This window comes from Mesorhizobium sp. M0761 (genome assembly GCF_040320205.1).
Classification (GTDB): Bacteria; Pseudomonadota; Alphaproteobacteria; order Rhizobiales; family Rhizobiaceae; genus Mesorhizobium.
In genome coordinates this window covers 68,462-86,602 of record NZ_JAMYPF010000025.1, presented here as the reverse complement: position 1 = coordinate 86,602, position 18,141 = coordinate 68,462, and the positions used below count along the sequence as shown (strand labels likewise).

General features: G+C 62.8%; 15 protein-coding genes and 1 tRNA gene. 7 read left to right on the top strand and 9 right to left on the bottom strand.

Annotated elements, in window-relative coordinates; all coding sequences use genetic code 11:
* Window positions 1-124 precede the first annotated feature (124 nt).
* From araD1 to chvE, 4 genes are all read right to left on the bottom strand, one after another.
* Complete coding sequence (gene araD1 / locus NKI32_RS28620) at window positions 125-1,120, bottom strand: AraD1 family protein (protein ID WP_352459172.1); 996 nt, start codon at window positions 1,118-1,120, stop codon at window positions 125-127.
* Between the two features lie 202 nt (window positions 1,121-1,322).
* Window positions 1,323-2,609 carry a multiple monosaccharide ABC transporter permease gene (gene mmsB, locus NKI32_RS28615; protein ID WP_023669637.1) on the bottom strand — a complete coding sequence of 429 codons (1,287 nt, stop codon included), beginning with the start codon at window positions 2,607-2,609 and terminating at the stop codon, window positions 1,323-1,325.
* Window positions 2,606-4,138, bottom strand: coding sequence for a multiple monosaccharide ABC transporter ATP-binding protein (gene mmsA / locus NKI32_RS28610; RefSeq protein WP_353004724.1), 1,533 nt, complete (start codon window positions 4,136-4,138; stop codon window positions 2,606-2,608). The genes mmsB and mmsA overlap by 4 nt, the downstream gene beginning before the upstream one ends.
* Before the next feature lie 152 nt (window positions 4,139-4,290).
* Window positions 4,291-5,361, bottom strand: a complete 1,071-nt coding sequence (gene chvE, locus NKI32_RS28605) for a multiple monosaccharide ABC transporter substrate-binding protein (protein WP_023681943.1) — start codon at window positions 5,359-5,361, stop codon at window positions 4,291-4,293.
* Between the two features lie 288 nt (window positions 5,362-5,649).
* On the opposite strand from chvE, the gene NKI32_RS28600 reads away from it, so the two are divergent.
* Entirely contained in the window at window positions 5,650-6,657 is a 1,008-nt protein-coding gene (locus NKI32_RS28600; protein ID WP_023681942.1) for a LysR family transcriptional regulator, read from the top strand.
* 4 nt (window positions 6,658-6,661) lie between these two features.
* Here NKI32_RS28600 and NKI32_RS28595 read toward each other — a convergent pair.
* A tRNA-Gly gene (locus NKI32_RS28595) sits at window positions 6,662-6,735 on the bottom strand.
* A 180-nt stretch (window positions 6,736-6,915) separates the two neighbouring features.
* Between NKI32_RS28595 and NKI32_RS28590 the strand changes: the two genes are divergently transcribed.
* Window positions 6,916-7,179, top strand: a complete 264-nt coding sequence (locus NKI32_RS28590) for a DUF6460 domain-containing protein (protein WP_023669641.1) — start codon at window positions 6,916-6,918, stop codon at window positions 7,177-7,179.
* Between the two features lie 67 nt (window positions 7,180-7,246).
* Here NKI32_RS28590 and NKI32_RS28585 read toward each other — a convergent pair whose 3' ends face one another.
* A complete protein-coding gene (locus NKI32_RS28585; protein ID WP_353004719.1) occupies window positions 7,247-8,149 on the bottom strand; it encodes a histone deacetylase family protein in 903 nt (300 codons plus the stop codon).
* Between the two features lie 217 nt (window positions 8,150-8,366).
* Here NKI32_RS28585 and NKI32_RS28580 point away from each other — a divergent pair, with 217 nt between their 5' ends.
* Window positions 8,367-9,704 (top strand): MATE family efflux transporter, encoded by a 1,338-nt coding sequence (locus NKI32_RS28580; protein ID WP_353004722.1) that lies wholly within the window; start codon window positions 8,367-8,369, stop codon window positions 9,702-9,704.
* Here NKI32_RS28580 and NKI32_RS28575 read toward each other — a convergent pair.
* Entirely contained in the window at window positions 9,701-10,777 is a 1,077-nt protein-coding gene (locus NKI32_RS28575) for a quinone-dependent dihydroorotate dehydrogenase (RefSeq protein ID WP_353004717.1), read from the bottom strand. The genes NKI32_RS28580 and NKI32_RS28575 overlap by 4 nt on opposite strands.
* Complete coding sequence (locus NKI32_RS28570; protein WP_023692523.1) at window positions 10,774-11,124, bottom strand: DUF952 domain-containing protein; 351 nt, start codon at window positions 11,122-11,124, stop codon at window positions 10,774-10,776. The genes NKI32_RS28575 and NKI32_RS28570 overlap by 4 nt, the downstream gene beginning before the upstream one ends.
* Window positions 11,125-11,325: 201 nt before the next feature.
* On the opposite strand from NKI32_RS28570, the gene NKI32_RS28565 reads away from it, so the two are divergent.
* Together NKI32_RS28565 and NKI32_RS28560 are read left to right on the top strand one after the other, a co-directional pair.
* Window positions 11,326-11,754, top strand: coding sequence for a hypothetical protein (locus NKI32_RS28565; RefSeq protein ID WP_023692522.1), 429 nt, complete (start codon window positions 11,326-11,328; stop codon window positions 11,752-11,754).
* 118 nt (window positions 11,755-11,872) lie between these two features.
* On the top strand, window positions 11,873-12,532 hold the full coding sequence (locus NKI32_RS28560; protein WP_023669647.1) for a response regulator: 660 nt from the start codon (window positions 11,873-11,875) through the stop codon (window positions 12,530-12,532).
* A 104-nt stretch (window positions 12,533-12,636) separates the two neighbouring features.
* Here the strand turns inward: NKI32_RS28560 and NKI32_RS28555 are convergent, their stop codons facing one another.
* Window positions 12,637-16,140 (bottom strand): PAS domain-containing hybrid sensor histidine kinase/response regulator, encoded by a 3,504-nt coding sequence (locus NKI32_RS28555; protein WP_023807731.1) that lies wholly within the window; start codon window positions 16,138-16,140, stop codon window positions 12,637-12,639.
* Window positions 16,141-16,391: 251 nt separating this feature from the next.
* Here NKI32_RS28555 and mscL point away from each other — a divergent pair, with 251 nt between their 5' ends.
* Window positions 16,392-16,811 (top strand): large conductance mechanosensitive channel protein MscL, encoded by a 420-nt coding sequence (mscL, locus tag NKI32_RS28550; protein WP_023681933.1) that lies wholly within the window; start codon window positions 16,392-16,394, stop codon window positions 16,809-16,811.
* 158 nt (window positions 16,812-16,969) lie between these two features.
* Window positions 16,970-18,136: a pyridoxal phosphate-dependent aminotransferase gene (locus NKI32_RS28545; protein ID WP_353004715.1), complete on the top strand. Its 1,167-nt coding sequence runs from the start codon at window positions 16,970-16,972 to the stop codon at window positions 18,134-18,136.
* Window positions 18,137-18,141: the final 5 nt, after the last annotated feature.

Sequence of the window (18,141 nt, the reverse complement as noted above, 5' to 3'; positions counted from 1 at the left end):
AACCATCGCCGGTCCTCCGGCGGACAAGAAAACTGTCACCCATGCTATCGGTCCATTCTGTTACCTATCTATCCGGTTCGGACACTTCGGCGACATCTCCCCCTCAAGGGGGGAGATTACGCTCTCAAAGCGCCTTCACCGCCACCGTCACCGGCTGCTCAATCTCCAGCGGGTTGCGCAGCGGCAGGCCGAAATCCCCGGCCTCGATCTCGAACACGTCGCCAGCCTGAGTCTTGATGCCGTCGGCAAAGGACAGCGTCGCCGTGCCGAACATGTGCACATGCACGTCGCCCGGCTGGCGGAAGGCCGAATATTTGAAGTGGTGATGTTCGAGATTGGCGATTGTGTGCGACATGTTCGCTTCGCCCGACAGGAACGGCTTTTCCCACAGCAAATTGCTGTCGCGATAGATTCGCGATGAGCCCCTGACGTCGGCCGGCAGGTCGCCGATCAGGATTTCCGGCCCGAACGAGGCGTTGCGCAGTTTGGAATGTGCCAGAAACAGATAGTTCACCCGCTCGGTAACATGATCGGAAAACTCGTTCGACAGCGTGAAGCCGACGCGGAACGGCGCGCCGTCGTCGCCGATGACATAGATGCCGGCGATTTCCGGCTCCTCGCCGGCGTCCTGCGCAAAGGCCGGCGACATCAGTGCGGCGCCCGGCGCCACCGCCATGGTGCCGTTGCCCTTGTAGAACCATTCCGGCTGCACGCCGGTCTGGCCCTTGGCCGGCTTGCCGCCTTCGAGCCCCATGCGGAACATCTTCATGGAATCGGTAAGCTGCTCCTCGCCGCCATCGCTGAGCTTCTTGTGCATGGAATCGCGCGTCGCCGCCGAGCCGAGATGGGTTAGGCCGGTGCCGGTCAGATGCAGATGCGCAGGATCGGGATGGTTGATCGGCGACACCAGCCGGCCCTTCTTGTAGACGGCGTCGAGGTCTATCGCTTCACCGAACCCCTTGCGCTCGATCAGCGCGGCGAGGCCCGTTCCGGTGCGCGCGGCTTCCATGGCCAGCGAATAGACGCTGCGGGCGCCGTTGATGATCCTGGTCTTGCCGCCGCCATTGCGGGCGACGACGCGGATGGTCTCGGCGTCGTCGAGGATCTGGGAGATTAGCATGATGAAATCCTCTCTCATGTGCCTTGGCCGGGTTGCCCCTTGGCAAACCTTGACCTGCGCGGCTCGGACCTCGCCGCGCCACGGGTTGAACTCTTCGTCCGGATTGCGCTCGCGAGCTCCATCCCTCGGGGGACTTCTTGTGCCGACAACTTGCCGGCTGCGCCGCGACCGTATGCCTCCTGCTTGCCTCGCCTGAAGCTTGTCAGGCCTTGTTCTTGTTGTAGACGTCGAAGATCACGGCGCCGAGCAGCACCAGGCCTTTGACCACCTGCTGCCAGTCGACATTGACGCCCATGATCGACATGCCGTTGTTCATCACGCCCATGATGAAGCCGCCGACGACTGCCCCGATGACCTGGCCGACGCCGCCCATCGCCGAGGCGCCGCCGATGAACACTGCGGCGATGACGTCGAGCTCCGAGCCGAGACCCGCCGCCGGCACCGCCTGGCCGAGACGAGCCGCGATGATCAGGCCGCCAAGCGCCGACAGCACGCCCATATTGATGAACACCATCAGCGTCAGCCGCTCGGTGTTGATGCCCGACAGCTGCGCCGCCTTGGGATTGCCGCCCATGGCGTAGATGCGCCTCCCGATGGTCATGCGCTTGGTGACGAAGACGAACAGCGTGATCAGCACGCCCATGACCAGCAGCACCACCGGCAGGCCGCGGTAGCTGGCAAACTCATAGACTAGGAACAGCGCCAGCGCGCTGGCGACCAGCGTCTTGACCACGAACAGGGTGAAGGGCTCGGCCTCATAACCATGGCGTTCTCGTTTGCGCCGGGTGCGGACCCCGAAATAGGCATAGGCGAGCACGGCGATCAGCCCCAGCACGACCGTCGTCATGTGCAGGGTCACGCCGCTGCCCATGATGGTCTTGCCGGCTGCGTTCACGACCGGCGGGACGAGCGTCAGTGGGCCGATCACATCCGGGATGAAGCCGGAACTGAGCATCTTGAAGTCGTCGGGAAGCGGACCCACCGACGAGCCGCCGCCAAGCAACGCCTGGCAAATGCCGCGGAAGATCAGCATTCCGGCCAGCGTGACAATGAAGCTCGGTATCCGGTGATAGGCGATCCAATACCCTTGCGCGGCGCCGATCAGGCCACCCGCGACCAGGCAGACGATCGAAACCACCAGGGGATTGCTCAGCGGTCCGAGTTGCCAGATGACCATCATGTTTGCCGCCAGCGCGCCAATGAAACCGGCGACCGATCCGACGCTGAGGTCGATATAGCCCGATACGATCACCAGCAGCATGCCCAGCGCCATCACGATGATGAAGGAGTTCTGCTGCACCAGATTGCTGAGGTTGACCGGCTTGAACAACGTCCCCGACGTGGTGAACTGGAAGAACAGCATGATGACGATCAGGGCTATGATCAGTCCGTATTCGCGCAAATTCGTCGCCAGCGCCGAGACGGCGATGCGCGGGCGCTGTTCGTCAGCGACGTTGCCCTGCGGGGCGGGGGCGCTTTCGGTGCTCATGCTGCTTTTCCTTCTCCCCGGACGATGGCGCGCATTATCTTTTCCTGGCTTGCTTCCGCCGCCGGCATTTCGCCCACCATGCGCCCTTCGTTCATGACGTAGATGCGGTCGGTAATCCCTAGCAATTCCGGCATTTCCGACGAGATGACCACGATCGCCTTACCCTCCGAGGCAAGGCGCGCGATGATCGTGTAGATTTCATACTTGGCGCCGACATCGATGCCGCGTGTCGGCTCGTCGAGGATCAGCACGTCAGGATCGGCAAACAGCCATTTCGACAGCACCACCTTCTGCTGGTTGCCGCCGGAAAGATTGCCGGTCATCTGATAGACGCTTGACGCACGGATATTGGTCTTCTTGCGATAGTCGTTGGCGACCGCAAGTTCGCGCATGTCGTCGATCACGCTGTGGCGCGACACGCCGTCGAGATTGGCCAGCGTAATGTTATGCTTGATATGGTCGATGAGGTTGAGGCCGTAGGTTTTGCGGTCCTCGGTGACATAGGCGATGCCATGTTGGACCGCCTTGCTTACCGAGGAGACATCGACCGGCTTGCCCTTGAGCAGCACTTCGCCGGTGATGCGGCGGCCATAGGAGCGGCCGAACAGGCTCATGGCGAATTCGGTGCGGCCGGCGCCCATCAGCCCGGCGATGCCGACCACCTCGCCCTTGCGCACATTGATGTCGATGCCCTTGATCACCTGCCGCTCGGCATGGAGCGGGTGATAGACCGACCAGTTCTTCACCTCGAACACGACTTCGCCGATCTTGGGCTCGCGCGGCGGATAGCGGTCGTCTAGCGAACGGCCGACCATCGAGGTGATGATGCGGTCTTCGGAGATATCCTTCTTGGCCAGCGTCTCGATGGTGCGCCCGTCACGGATGACGGTTACCTTGTCGGCGACCCGGTTGATCTCGTTGAGCTTGTGCGAGATCAGGATCGAGGTCATGCCTTGCCGCTTGAATTCGAGCAGAAGGTCGAGCAGCGCCTGGCTGTCTTTCTCGCTGAGCGACGCGGTCGGCTCGTCGAGAATCAAAAGCTTGACGTCCTTGCTCAGCGCCTTGGCGATCTCGACCAGCTGCTGCTTGCCGACGCCGATATTGGTGATCAGTGTCTTGGGGTCTTCCTTGAGGTCCACCTTCTTCAACAGGGCAGCGGTGCGCGCCTCGTTGGCATCCCAGTCGATGACGCCGTATCGGGCGTTTTCGTTGCCGAGGAAGATATTTTCGGTGATCGACAGCATCGGCACCAGCGCTAGCTCCTGGTGGATGATGACGATGCCCTTGTGTTCGCTGTCATGGATACCTTTGAACTGGCATTCCTGACCCTGAAAAATGATCTGGCCGTCATATGTGCCGACGGGATAGACGCCCGACAGAACTTTCATCAGCGTCGACTTGCCGGCGCCGTTCTCGCCAACCACGGCGTGGATCTCGCCTTCTTCGACGCTGAGGTTGACGTTCGACAGCGCCTTCACGCCGGGGAAGGTCTTGGTGATGTCGCGCATCTCCAAAATCGTCGTCATCAGGGCAAGCTCCTCCTGTTGCATGTCGCTCCAAAGTGCTTGCGGTTTGAGACAACGACATGCACGCAAACTAAGTCCGGTAGAAACAATACCGGGGTCGCTTGTGAACGGAAAGGGGTCCTGCGTCGCGCAGGACCCCTGTCTTTATAAACGGATTACTTCAGTTCGTCGGCCTTGATGTAGCCGGAGTCGACGACCAGTGCCTGGTAGTTCGACTTGTCGACCTCATGCGGCGTCAAAAGGATCGAGGGGACGACCTTGACGTCGTTGTTGTAGGTCTTTTCATCGAGGCCGTCCGGCTTGCCGCCCGAGAGCACCTTGTCGACGAGTTCGACGGTGGCCTTGGCCAGTTCGCGGGTGTCCTTGAACACGGTCGAGTATTGCTCGCCCGTGATGATCAGCTTGACCGAAGCAGTCTCGGCGTCCTGGCCGGTCACGATCGGCCACGGCTGGGCGTCGGTGCCGTAACCCACGGCGCGCAGCGAAGCGGTGATGCCGCGCGACAGGCCGTCATAGGGCGAAAGAACGCCATCGACGCGGCTGCCGTCCGAGTAGTTGGCCGACAGCAGGTTGTCCATGCGCGCCTGGGCGGTGGCGGCGAGCCAGCGCAGCGTGCCGACCTTGTCCATGCCGGTCTGGCCGGACTTGATCTTGATCGAGCCGTCATCGATCAGCGGCTGCAGCACCGAGATTGCGCCGTTGTAGAAGAAGAAGGCGTTGTTGTCGTCCGGCGAGCCGCCGAACAGTTCGACGTTCCACGGCTTGGTGTTCGGGAAGCGCTCCTTGAGGCCCTTGACCAGCGAGTTCGCCTGGATCACGCCGACGCCGAAATTGTCGAAGGTGGTGTAGTAATCGACATTGGCGGTCTTCTTGATCAGGCGGTCATAGGCGACGACGACGACGCCGGCGTCAGCGGCCTTCTGCAGCGCGTCCGACAGGGTCGTGCCGTCGATCGAAGCGATGATCAGCGCCTTCGGGCCCTTGGTGATTTCGTTTTCCAGCTGGCTGAGCTGGTTGGGGATGTCGTCCTGCGCGTACTGCAGGTCGACCGTGTAGCCGAGAGCTTCGAGCTGGGACTTGACGGCATCGCCGTCATTGATCCAGCGCTGCGAGGTCTTGGTCGGCATCAGCACGCCGACAAGACCCTTGTCGGCTGCATGCGCCGAGTAGGTCATGGCAGCGATGCCAAGGGCCGCGACGGCGGCCAGTGTCTTGATGATTTTCACGTAAAACTCTCCCTGGTTGATGGACGCGACACCTCGGGGCTTCGCGGGCCGCGCAGTCGGGCGGATGCGCCAAAGCGCCGCCGCCGTCATAATCGATCTCCGGTATCCTCCCAATCGGCCCTCAGATTTAAATCGATACGATTTTGCTCGTCATCGACCGTCAAGTCTTGAGGACGCGCGAAAGTGTGACCCTTTGCCATAACTGTCAAATGCGATCTTCGGTGGTTGCTATACCAAAACCGGTATATGACCAGGCCGGTTGGAACAGTGGCGGATGCGGGAAAAGGCATGGCGGCTTTACGAGGTCCTCAGGGAATTTCAAGCGGTTACGATGAATTGCCGGGCGATGGCGAGACACTTCTGCGCAGTGGCTTGAGCCTGCGTCACATGCGCATGATCGCAGCACTCGACGATCACGGTCGGGTGAGCGCGGCGGCCCAGGTGATGAACATCTCGCAGCCGGCGGCCTCGCGCATGATTTCCGAGATGGAAGCGGTGCTCGAGGTGAAGCTCTGCGAAAGGCTGCCGCGCGGCATCACACTCACCCCTTACGGCAAGGCGCTGGCCCGGCGCGCGCGCTCGATCCTGCTCGAAATGCGCGAGGCCGACCGCGAAATATCGGAGCTCAAGGCCGGCAAAGGAGGCTCGGTGTTCCTTGGCGCGGTGACGGCGCCGGCGATCGAACTGGCGGTCCCGGCGATCCGCGAGATACGCCGCCTCTATCCGCGCATCGAGATTACCATGCAGGTCGAGACGTCGAATGTGCTGGCGCGCGAACTGATCGCCACGCGCCATGATTTCATCATAGCCCGTGTCCCCGAAGACCTCAATCCGCGCCTGTTCGAATCGCGCGTCATCGGCGTCGAGAAGGCCTGCCTGATCGTGCGCCGAGGCCACCCGCTGAGCAACGGCCATCCTCTAAACAATGGGAAGGCGGTGCGGCTGGAGGACACCGCCGCCTTTGACTGGGTGTTCCAGTCGGGCGGGTCGCCGCTGCGCCAGGCGATGGAGAGCAATTTCCTGAACCGCAACATCGCCCTGCCGGACCGCATCCTCAACACCTCGTCGCTGCTGCTCACACTGGTCATGGTGGCGCAGTCCGACGCCATCGCCCCGGTGTCGATCCAGGTGGCAAAATTCATCCAGAACCCCGACGGTCTCGCCGGCGCCATCGATGTCGTCCAGACCGAGTTCGACATCGAGGTCCGCCCCTACAGCCTGATCACGGTGAAGAACCGCGTGCTGTCGCCGGCAGCCAAGATGCTGCACGATTTTATCTTGCGGGAAGTGGGATAGGAACTGGAGCGGGTAGAGGGAATCGAACCCTCGCGTTCAGCTTGGGAAGCTGACAAGCTACCATTACATCATACCCGCGTCGGTCTCTCGATATCATGATGGGCATGCTTCGGGCAATCGCCCTTGGACAGCTCTTCGGAAACGGCTGTTGGAAACCCGACCGATTGCGCCGGTCCGCCTGCCTTGATGCGGGCGCAGCAAGTGCGTATTCGTGGGTTTGTACCCCGAATCCGGGCACACCAATCTGGAGGCAGGCCCTTGTCCACAGTGACGCGCTTTCTCGGTGACTCGCCCGTCAGGGTGATCATCAAGCTGCTGGTCGTGTCGTTCCTCGTCGGCCTGGTCATGAATGCGTTCGGCTGGACGCCGATGGACGTCTTCTACCGCATCCAGGGTTTCTTCATCGATCTGTGGAATCTTGGCTTCAACGCGGTCTATCGCTTCTTGGGCTATATCCTGCTCGGCGCCGCGATCGTCGTGCCGGTGTTCATCCTGCTCAGGGTCGCGAACTACCGCAAGTGAAGCGGAGCATGATCCCGAAAAGTGGCAACCGGTTTTCGGAAAAGATCATGCTCAAACCAAAGGCCACTCAGGCAAAGTACGACGCCACCTCGAACAGGATGGCGTGGCGCGCGGCGAGCGCTGCGACATCGGTCGAATAGCCGCCGCCGATGACACCGCAGACCGGGATGCCCAGCGCGCGGAAATGACCGATCACCATGGCGTCGCGGGCACGCACGCCGTCATCGCTGAGCGACAGCCGGCCGAGCCGGTCCTCGGCATGCACGTCGACACCGGCATTGTAGAAGACGATGTCCCAGTGCGCCTTGGCCGAGAGCTCCGGCAGGAGGACACCCAGCCGTTCGAGATAGGCGCCATCGCCGGTGCCGTCCGGCAGGGCAACGTCGAGATCGGAGGCAATCTTGCGCACCGGATAATTGCGCTCGCCATGCATGGAAAAGGTGAACGCGCGTGGCTCGTCTTTCAGGATGTCCGCGGTGCCGTCGCCCTGATGCACATCGAGATCGACGATCAGGATGTTTTTCACCGCGTCTTCGGCTAGCAGCACCAGCGAAGCGACGGCAACATCGTTGAAGGTGCAGAAGCCCGCGCCTTGCGCGCGCCGCGCATGGTGGCTGCCGCCGGCGCTGTTGCAGGCAATGCCATTGATAAGCGCCAGTCGCGCCGCCAGCACCGTGCCGCCGGCGGCGAGTTGCGCCCTGAGCGAAACGCGCGGTCCCACGGGAAAGCCGATCTCGCGCTCGATCTTTTCAGGCACTGAACACGTGATGACCTGGTCGACATAATCAGCCGCATGGGCGAGCTTCAGCCAGGAGGCCGGCGCCGGCTCGGGCAGCGACAGCGCCCCGGTATGGATCAGACCCCTGATATGCAAGGCCTGCATCAGCAGCGGATATTTGCTCATCGGAAAGCGATGATTGACGGCGAAGCCGGCATCGTAGTCGGGATGATGGACGATCTGCAGGGGCATGGCTAAAGCAATTCCAGGAAAAGTGTGCAGCGGTTTTCCCGGGAGAAGCGCGTAGCGCTTCCCTTTGGGAATTGCTTAAAACCAGTACTGGGATCCGGCGGGCTCGCGCCAGAAGAACATTTCGGTTGGCCGTCACGGCAAGAGTGATTGCGCGGTGGCGGGAAAATGGGGCACATCGGCTGTTCGATCAAGCCGCAACCAGCAAGGCAGCAATCCCCTGGACACGGGTGCAACCCCAGCCGACGCGAGACCCTTCGCCGTCACCAACCGTTCGGTGCTCGCCATCGCCGTGCCGATGACGCTCGCCTATCTGACGACGCCGCTGCTCGGCATCGTCGACACGGCGGTGGTCGGGCAGTTCGGCGATGCCGCCCTGCTCGGCGGCCTGGCGGCCGGGGCCCTGGTCTTCGACGTGGTCTTCAGCACCTTCAATTTCCTGCGCTCCGGCACCACCGGCCTCGTCGCCCAGGCGTTTGGGCGCGGCGACGAAACCGAGGAGCAGGCGGTGTTCTGGCGCGCCGTGCTGATCGCGGTCGCCGCCGGCATCGTGCTTGTCGCCCTTGCGCCGCTGATCGCCATCGCCGGCCAGAAATTCATCGGCGGCGAAGCGCGCGTCGGCGAGGCGATGGGCGTCTATATCCACATCAGAATGCTCGCCGCCCCCTTCACGCTGATCAACTACGCCATCCTCGGCTATGTCCTTGGACGCGGCGAGGGCGGGCTTGGGCTGATGCTGCAGGCGGTGCTCAACGGCATCAACATCGTGCTTTGCATCCTGCTCGGCCTGAAGCTTGGCTGGGGCGTCGCCGGCGTGGCCTGGGCGACCGTCACCGGCGAATGTCTGGCCATGCTGCTGGGTCTCGCCATCGTTGTCTGGCGGTTCCGGGCCGCACCCCGCCTGCCGCGGCATCGCCTGCTCGACATGCCCGCTTTCCTGCGCATGCTGTCGCTCAACCGCGATATCATGATCCGCTCGTTCTCGCTGCTCGCCGCTTTCGCGCTGTTCACCCGCCAGGGCGCGCAGTTCGGCACGCTGACGCTGGCCGCCAATGCCGTGCTGATGAACTTCTTTCTCGTCGCCGGCTATTTCCTCGACGGTTTTGCCACAGCCGCCGAGCAGTTGGCGGGACGCGCGATCGGCGCACGCGCCGAGACGGCGTTCCGCCGGGCGGTGCGTCTGACCTTGTTCTGGGGGTTCGGCCTCGCCGGAACCGCGACGCTGATCTTCTGGCTCGGCGGCGCCGGCCTGATTTCTTTGATCACCACGTCGCAGGACGTTCGTGCTGCTGCCGACATCTATCTGCCGTGGGCGGCACTGACACCGATGAGCGGCGTGCTGGCCTTCCAGATGGACGGCGTCTTCATCGGCGCCACGTGGTCGCGCGACATGCGCAACATGATGCTGGTGTCGTTCCTGGCCTTCAGCGCCGCATTGTTCAGCTTGGCGCCGTCTCTCGGCAATCGCGGCCTGTGGGCGGCGCTGCACGTTTTCCTGCTGGTGCGCGGCTTCAGCCTGCTGGCCATCCTGCGGCTCAGGCTGCGCACGGCTTTTTAGAGCGCCTTGGCAGCCCACTGATCGAGCCGGCTGTCGCGCAGTTCGCGCAATGATTTCAGCCGCTCCTTGTCGGCAAAGCGCACCATCCCGGCAAGGATGCGGCCCGGCAGTGCCGGCCCGGCATAGATCATGCCGGTGTAAAGCTGGACGAGATCGGCGCCGGCGCGGATCTTTTCCAGCGCGGCATCAGTGGAATCGACGCCGCCGACCCCGATGACGGCGCGATCCGGCCCGAGCAGCCGACGCATCTTGGCGAGCACGATGGTCGAGCGCTCGAACAGCGGTTTTCCCGAGAGACCGCCGGTCTCGCCGGCGCCGCTTGGGCTACGCAATCCGGATCGCGAGAGCGTCGTGTTGGAGACGATGACGCCGTCGATCTGCTTTTCGGTCACTTCGGCGGCGATGTCTTCAAGCTCGGCCTCGACCAGATCGGGTGCGACCTTGAGAAAGATTGGTGGCTGGGCCGATGCCGAGCCACGGGCCGATATGACGCGAGCCAGAAGTTCGCCGAGCTGTTCGCGCGCCTGCATGTTGCGCAGGCCGGGCGTGTTGGGCGACGAGATGTTGACGGTGAGATAACTGGCGTATTTCGCAAAGCGGGAGACGCCGAGCTCATAGTCATGGACACGATCGGCGCTGTCCTTGTTGGCGCCGATGTTGACGCCGACGATGCCGACGCGTCCCTTGCGCGCGGCAAGGCGCATCTCGGCCGCTTCGTGGCCCTCATTGTTAAAACCCAGCCGGTTGATCACCGCATCATCCTCAGCCAGCCGGAAAATGCGCGGCTTCGGATTGCCGGCCTGCGGCAGCGGCGTCACGGTGCCGACTTCGGCAAAGCCGAAGCCGAGGCCAAGCAGCGCGTCAGGCACCTCGGCATTCTTGTCATAGCCTGCGGCCATGCCGAGCGGATTGGGGAAGGCGATGCCACAGAGGCTGAGCTTCAACCTGTCGTCGCGCACCGTCCGCGCGCCGACCGGCAGACCGCATCGCAGCGCCGCGATCGACATGCCATGCGCCGTTTCCGGATCGAAGGTGAACAGCAGTTTCTGGCCGATGCGATCGAACACGCTCATTCGGCCTCCAGCGCCGGAAACTGGTGTGCGCCATCAGCGCCGAGCGGCAATGGTTTCACCCACAGCACGGCGTTCATGTCGAGCACGCCATAGAGATGCGGAAACAGCGCGCCGCCGCGCGAGACCTCGTATTTCAGCGGGTCACCGAGCAGCGCCCCGTCGATGGCGATCAGCAGCAAATCCGTCTGGCCGGCGAAATGCTTCGCCGCCGTCTCCCTGGCCTGATCAGCAGTGGAGAAATGGATGAAGCCGTCGGCGACGTCGATCGGAGCGCCGGTGAAGCGGCCGTTTTTCTCGGCCTCGCGCCAAAGGGCTTCGGGCGCGATCTTGTAGATGATCTGAGACATTGTTGCGCTATAAAGCAATTCCAGGAAAAGTGTGAAGCGGTTTTCCGCCCGGAATTGCGTTAAAACAAGGAGATAGAGCGGAGCGCCGTGGAACGGCGACCCGCTCTGGTCCGGATGGCTCATGCGGGGAAGGGCAACTCGTCCGCATTTACGGCGCAAAGCTGTGATAGGTTGCGCATACTGGCTCGTGGAGGATGGAACATGCGTCTGCAGCACATACTGATCCCCGCCGCACTGGTCTCGCTGGTTGCGGCATCGGCCTGGTCCGAAGAGACCGACCGCTACCGGCTGGAAAAATCCGCCAACGGTTATGTCCGTATGGACACCCGGACCGGCGCCATGTCGATCTGCGAGGAGCGCTCCGGCCAGCTCATCTGCAAGATGGCCGCCGACGAACGCGCCGCCTTCCAGGAGGAAGTCGACCGTTTGCAGGCCTCGATGAAAGCAATGGACGAACGCGTCGCCAAGCTCGAGAACTCGCTGTCCGCCCGCCTCGAATCGAAGCTGCCGAGCGAGGAGGATTTCGACAAGACGATGAGCTATATGGAGCGCATGCTGCGCGGCTTCATGGGCATCGTCAAGGAAATGGACAAGGATGACGGCGCCAATCTCAATTCGCAAAAGACCTGAACTGCCCGGCGGGGAATGCCCCGTCCGGCCATTGCCGCATGAAGACAAAGCGCTTCGCCGCATAATCGTCCGGTCCCCGTAAAAGCCGATAATCAATAAGGGATTTGGGGAGGAACATTTGCCGTCGGGTTACACCTTCGTCATCGCCGACGACCATCCGCTTTTCCGCGGCGCGCTGAAAGAGGCGCTTGCCGGCGTTGGTGATGTCGCAGCCATTCACGAGGCCGGCGATTTCGAAAGCGCCAAGGTCCTGGTCGTGGCCAATGAGGATGTCGACCTGGTGCTGCTCGACCTGTCGATGCCGGGCGCCAGCGGCCTGTCCGGTCTGATCGCACTGCGCGGCATCCACCCGGCGGTGCCGCTGGTGGTGGTGTCGGCACATGACGACCCGGTGACCATCCGGCGCGCGCTCGATCTCGGCGCGTCCGGCTTCATCTCCAAATCGGCCAGTATGGAAGAGATTCGCAGCGCCGTGCAGACGGTGCTGGCCGGCGACATCGCAGCACCCGTCGGCATCGACCTCGGCGTCGAGCGCGACCCCGAAATATCCGACCTGATCAAGCGGCTGCAGGCGCTGACGCCGCAGCAGACGCGTGTCCTCGGCATGCTGGCCGAAGGCCTGCTCAACAAGCAGATCGCCTACGAACTCAGCGTCTCCGAAGCGACGGTCAAGGCGCATGTCTCGGCCATCCTGCAAAAGCTCGGCGTCGACAGCCGCACCCAGGCGGTGATCCAGCTGTCCAAGATCGGCAGCGATCCGTTGCAGCCAGCAGGCTAAAGCGCATCGCGCTGAACGGATTCATGCGACCCGCTTTAGCTCTTGTTCGATGCATGTCGTGGTCCCAGAACCGGGGCACACTTCTGGGCGACATGCATTGAACCCTACTCGGCCGCCGAGGCCAGCGGCCTGACCCTGGCCATCATCGAGCGCAGCACCGCCGGCTTCAGCGGCTTGTTGATTACCGGCACGTCGAGCGCGGCGGCAGCGGCACGGACCTCGGTGGAGCGGTCGGCGGTGACCAGCACGGCCGGCAGGTCGGAACCATGGATGTCACGCAGGCGCGCGATGATGTCGAGGCCGCTTCTGCCATCGAGATGATAGTCGGCAAGCACGATGTCGGGACGATCGGCCCTGCCAAAATCCTCCGAACCCGAAAACGTGCCGACGCTGCAGCCCCAGCCTTCGAGCAAAAGCCGCATGCCATCGAGAATGCGAGGGTCATTGTCGATGCACATGACGCGCAGGCCGGCCAGCGAATTCGCGGTGCGGGCAGGCGCCTTCGGCTCGACCTCGCGCCGCGGCGCCTCAACCGCCGCAACCGGCAGGATAACGGAAAAGCGCGTACCCTTGCCCGGGTTGGAAAAGATCTGGATCTCGAGCCGCAGTACCCGCGCGATGCGGTCTACGATGGACAGGCCAAGGCCGAGACCTTCGGCTTCGCGCACGCCTTCATCCAGCCGGGTGAACTCGTTGAAGACCGTGTTCAGCTTGTCGCCGGCAATGCCGATGCCAGTGTCGATCACCTGGATTTCGGCGAGTTCGCCGCGCCGTCGCACGCCGACCAGGATGCGGCCATGGGGGGTGTATTTGATGGCGTTGGAGACCAGATTCTGGATCAGCCGGCGCAGTAGGTTGCGGTCCGTCATCACGCTGAGCGACGAGGCCATGATCGTCAGATCGAGTTTCTTTTCGGCGGCGAGCGGCTGAAAATCATTGCCGATCTGGCGCAGCAGCCCGTCCAGGCGGAAGGCGCTGTCGTCCGGTTTCATCGCGCCGGCGTCGAGGCGGGAAATGTCGAGCACGGCGCCCAGGATCGTCTCGACCGATTCCAGCGAGGATTCGATGTTGATAGCGGCCTTGCCGGCCGGGCCCTTGCCGGCCTTTTCGATCAGCGACGAGCAGTAGAGACGGGCGGCGTTCAGCGGCTGCAGGATGTCGTGGCCAGCGGCGGCGAGGAAGCGCGTCTTGCCCAGATTGGCCTCCTCGGCCAGCATCTGCGCCTGCGCCAGCTCCTCATTGACCCGGGTCAACTCCTCGTTAACCCTAGTCAGTTCGATGGTCCGCGTCTTGACCCGCTGCTCCAGCGATTCATTGGCCCGCTTCAGCGCCAAATCCTGTTCGACGCGTCCTGATATGTCGGCATAGGTGGCGACGATTCCGCCGTCCGGCATCGGGTTGGAGCGCAGTTCGAGGATACGGCCACTGGTCTTCAACTCCATCTGCCATGGGCTGACGAAGCTGGTCAGCCGGTTGAGCATCGCCACGCGCTGGTCGGCCGGAATATCGCCGCGCTCGGCGAGGTGGCGCAGGATGCGGTCGAGCGAGACGCCGACCTGGCCCATCTCGTCGGGCAGGTCGAACAGCGCGCGATATTGTCTGTTCCAGCAGATCAGACGAAAATCGCGGTCGAATACGGTGATGCCCTGCTCCATCTGGTCGAGCGCGATTTGCAGCAGGTCGCGATTGTGCTGCAGCGCTTCGGTGGCGTCGTCGAGCAGGCGAAAGGCGTCCTTGGACTCGCGGTCGTTGCGGCGAAACAGCAGCGACAGGATCAGCCGCGCCGAAGACGAGCCGACCGCGCTCGCCAGCAGCTGCTCGGAAAAGCGGATGACATCCATGCTGGCCTGCTCATTGCCGTGCAGCGAGACGCCATTGCTTTTCTCGAAGGATTGGAAGGAGCGCTCGGTGCGCTCGACGCCGAGGTAGCGCGAGATGGTGTCTTTCAGCACATTGACGGTGATGGCGGTGCGGAAGCGGCGCAGGCTGGGCATCGGGCCGGATTCGCGCGGCACGAAGATCGACGCCTGGATCCGCTCCAGCGGCACTGACGCGCGCGACAGCGAGCCGAGCACGAAGAACAGCGTGTTGACCGACAGGCTCCAGAGCACGCCGTGGTTCAACGGTTCGGCGACGGTGCCGAACAGAGCCTGCGGCCGCAGCGCCTCGAAACCGAACAACCCCTGCACGACGATGTCCGCGTCGGCTGCCGAGAGCGACGGCAAAAGCAGCGTATAGCCCCAGACGAGGATGCCGGCGACCATGCCAAGGGCCGCGCCGCGGCCATTGGCGCCGCGCCAGATCAGCCCGCCGATCAGCGCCGGCGCGAATTGGGCGATTGCCGCGAACGACATCAGGCCGATCGACGACAGCCGCGCCGCGTTGGTGCTTTCGCGGTAGTAGAGGAAGGCAATGAACAACAGGATGAAGATGGCGCCGCGCCGCACGTTGAGGATCAGCGTCGACCAATCCTCATTCTCCGAGGTCGTGGTCTTGAGCAGGCGGCGCACGAACAGCGGGATGACGAGGTCGTTGGAGATCATGATTGACAGCGCCACGCTTTCGACGATCACCATGGCGGTCGCCGCCGACAGCCCACCGATGAAGGCGGCCATGGCGAGGAAGTCATGGCCGCCGAACAAGGGCAGCGCCAGCACATAGAGGTCACTGGTGGTTTTGGTGCCGACCAGCGCCAGGCCGGCGAAGGCGATCGGCAGCACGAACAGGTTTATCGCCACGAGATAGAGCGGGAACACCCAGGTCGCGGTGCGCAGTTCGGCCTCGCCGCGGTTCTCGACGATGGTGACGTAGAACTGGCGCGGCAGCATGATGATGGCAAAGCCGCTCAGGCAAGTCAGCACCAGCCAGGTGGCGAGCGAGGTGTTGTAGCCCATGGCTTGCCGCACCTGGCTGTTTTCGGCCAGCTTGTCGATCATGTCGCCCGGGCCACCGAAGATCAGGAAGGTGACCATCAGGCCGATCGCCAGGAAGGCGGCGAGCTTGACCACGGTTTCGACCGCCACCGCCAGCACCAGCCCGTCCTGGTGCTCGGTGGCGTCGGCATGGCGGGTGCCGAACAGCACTGCAAACAGCGCCAAGAGCATGGCCACCACCAGCGAGATGTCACTGACGAAGGGATCGAAGGAGGGCGGCGATCCCGTATAATGCTCGACCATCAGGCCGACCGAACCGGAGATCGCCTTCAGTTGCAGTGCGATATAGGGCACCGCGCCGATGGTGGCGATCAGCGTGGCGATCGCCGAGACGGCAAAGCTCTTGCCGTAGCGCGCGCCGAGGAAGTCGGCGATCGAGGTGATCTTCTCGCTCTTGGCCAGCCGCACGATGCGATTGAGCAGCGGAAAGCCGAACACGAACACCAGCACCGGCCCGGTGTAGATGCCCAAAAATTCGAGGCCGCGTTCGGACGACAGGCCGACCGAGCCGAAGAAGGTCCAGGAGGTGCAGTAGATGGCGAGGCTGAGCGCATAGATGAAGGGCCGGGCGCGGCCGGGTCCCAACGCCGTTGAACGCCGGTCGCCGAGGCTGGCGATGACGAACAGCAGCGTTACATAGGCGACCGCAATGATGACGATGAACCAGCCCTGCACGGCCCGAAAATCCTCCTCGGCCAGCTTTCACCCCGGCCTGCCCAGAGGCAATCACAGCTCTAAGGTCAAGTCCATCGCGGCTTTCGGCGCATGGTCGCGACGCTGCCCTGTCGAACCGTGAACCAAGGTAAGGAGAAAGCGGTGTTTTCCAGCTTTTGCTTCTGTTGCAACCGCAGGTTTTTGTTATGGTGCGCACGGGCCGACGCCGGAGGGACGGCGGCAGCGCGGTCCGTCATGACAAGGAGGGTCGAATGCTGAAAGAATTCCAGGAATTCATTTCCAAAGGAAATGTGATGGACCTTGCGGTCGGCGTCATCATCGGCGCGGCCTTCAGCAAGATCGTCGATTCTCTTGTCAACGACATCATCATGCCTTTCATCGGCGCACTTGGTGGCGTCGACTTTTCCAACTACTTCATAGGCCTCTCATCAACAGTGCATTCGACCAATCTTGCCGACGCGCGTAAGGAAGGCGCGGTGTTCGCCTACGGCAATTTTATCACCGTGGCGCTGAATTTCGTCATCCTGGCTTTCATCATCTTCCTGATGGTCAAGGCCGTGAACAACATGCGCAAGCGGCTCGAGCGGGAGAAGCCGGCCGCACCTGCGGCTCCGCCACCGGCCGACGTCGCTTTGCTCACCGAAATTCGCGATCTCCTCGCCAGGAAATAGATAAGGCCAGATTTCTGGACCAAAACCCCGGTCGTTCGCGGCCGGGGTTTTCTGTTGCCGCATCTGCTAAGAGCATCCGCCAATGCATGTCGCCCACAAGTGCGCAGCGGTTCTGGATAATGACATGCATCAAAGCAGACATCAAAACGGACCTGTTCATGACCCTGATCGATAGCTTGCGCGCCGAAGCGGTGGCCGCCCCCGAAAGCGGCATTGTCGCCGTCGTCAATTACGGCCGTTCGCGCGAGGGCATGATCCCGCTCTGGGCCGGTGAAGGCGATTTGCCGACGCCTGCCTTCATTTCGGAAGCCGCCGCCAAGGGGCTCGCCAATGGCGAGACATTCTATACCTGGCAGAAAGGCATTCCGGAGTTGAGGCAAGCGCTTTCTCGCTACTATGCCAGGCATTTCGGCAAGAGCTTCGCCGAAGAGGAATTCATCGCCACCGGTTCCGGCATGCATGCCATTCAGTTGGCATTAGCCGCGGTCGCCGGCAGCGGCGACGAGGTGGTCTATCTCTCCCCGGCCTGGCCGAATTTCGCCGCCGCCGCCGGTATTTCCGGCGCTACCCCGGTTGCGGTCACGCTCGACCAGTCGGGCAATGGCTGGTCCTGCGATGTCGACAAGATTGCGGCTGCGGTGACGCCGCGCACCAAGGCGCTGTTCGTCAACACGCCATCGAACCCCACCGGCTGGACGGCCGATAAGGAAACGCTGCAGGCGATCCTGAATCTCGCCCGCCAAAAGGGCCTGTGGATCATCGCCGACGAGATCTATTCGCTGTTCCACTACGGCCACGGCCGTGCGCCGTCCTTCCTCGACATTTCGACCGCGGAAGACCGCATCCTGTTCGTCAACTCCTTTTCCAAGAACTGGGCGATGACCGGCTGGCGCGTCGGCTGGATCAAGACCCATCCCGAGCTGCAGCAGGTGTTCGAGAACCTGATCCAGTATTCGACCTCAGGCGTCGCCCAGTTCATGCAGCGCGGCGCCGTCGCGGGGCTGGACCACGGTGATGCGTTCATCGTCGAACAGGTTGAGCGGGCGCGAAAGGCGCGCGACCTGGTCTGCGATATTCTAGGCGCAACCGGCAAAGCGCGCTTCACCGTGCCGCAAGGCGCGTTCTATTTGTTTTTCACGGTCGACGGCATCACCGATCCGCGCCGGGCTGCTTTCGACATCGTCGACAAGGCCAATGTCGGCCTGGCGCCGGGCACCGCCTTCGGCCCTGGCGGAGAGGCGTTTTTGCGCCTGTGCTTCCACCGCCGCCTCGACCAACTCGAGGAAGCGGCACACCGGCTGGCGGGATGGATGAGGACGGTTTGAGGTGA

Coding starts and splice junctions, on each gene's coding strand:
- NKI32_RS28570 (WP_023692523.1), bottom strand. CDS start 11,124: ATGTCTCAGATCATCTACAAGATCGCGCCCGAAGCCCTTTGGCGCGAG.
- mscL (WP_023681933.1), top strand. CDS start 16,392: ATGCTGAAAGAATTCCAGGAATTCATTTCCAAAGGAAATGTGATGGAC.
- NKI32_RS28545 (WP_353004715.1), top strand. CDS start 16,970: ATGACCCTGATCGATAGCTTGCGCGCCGAAGCGGTGGCCGCCCCCGAA.
- NKI32_RS28565 (WP_023692522.1), top strand. CDS start 11,326: ATGCGTCTGCAGCACATACTGATCCCCGCCGCACTGGTCTCGCTGGTT.
- NKI32_RS28575 (WP_353004717.1), bottom strand. CDS start 10,777: ATGAGCGTGTTCGATCGCATCGGCCAGAAACTGCTGTTCACCTTCGAT.
- mmsB (WP_023669637.1), bottom strand. CDS start 2,609: ATGAGCACCGAAAGCGCCCCCGCCCCGCAGGGCAACGTCGCTGACGAA.
- araD1 (WP_352459172.1), bottom strand. CDS start 1,120: ATGCTAATCTCCCAGATCCTCGACGACGCCGAGACCATCCGCGTCGTC.
- NKI32_RS28585 (WP_353004719.1), bottom strand. CDS start 8,149: ATGCCCCTGCAGATCGTCCATCATCCCGACTACGATGCCGGCTTCGCC.
- NKI32_RS28600 (WP_023681942.1), top strand. CDS start 5,650: ATGGCGGCTTTACGAGGTCCTCAGGGAATTTCAAGCGGTTACGATGAA.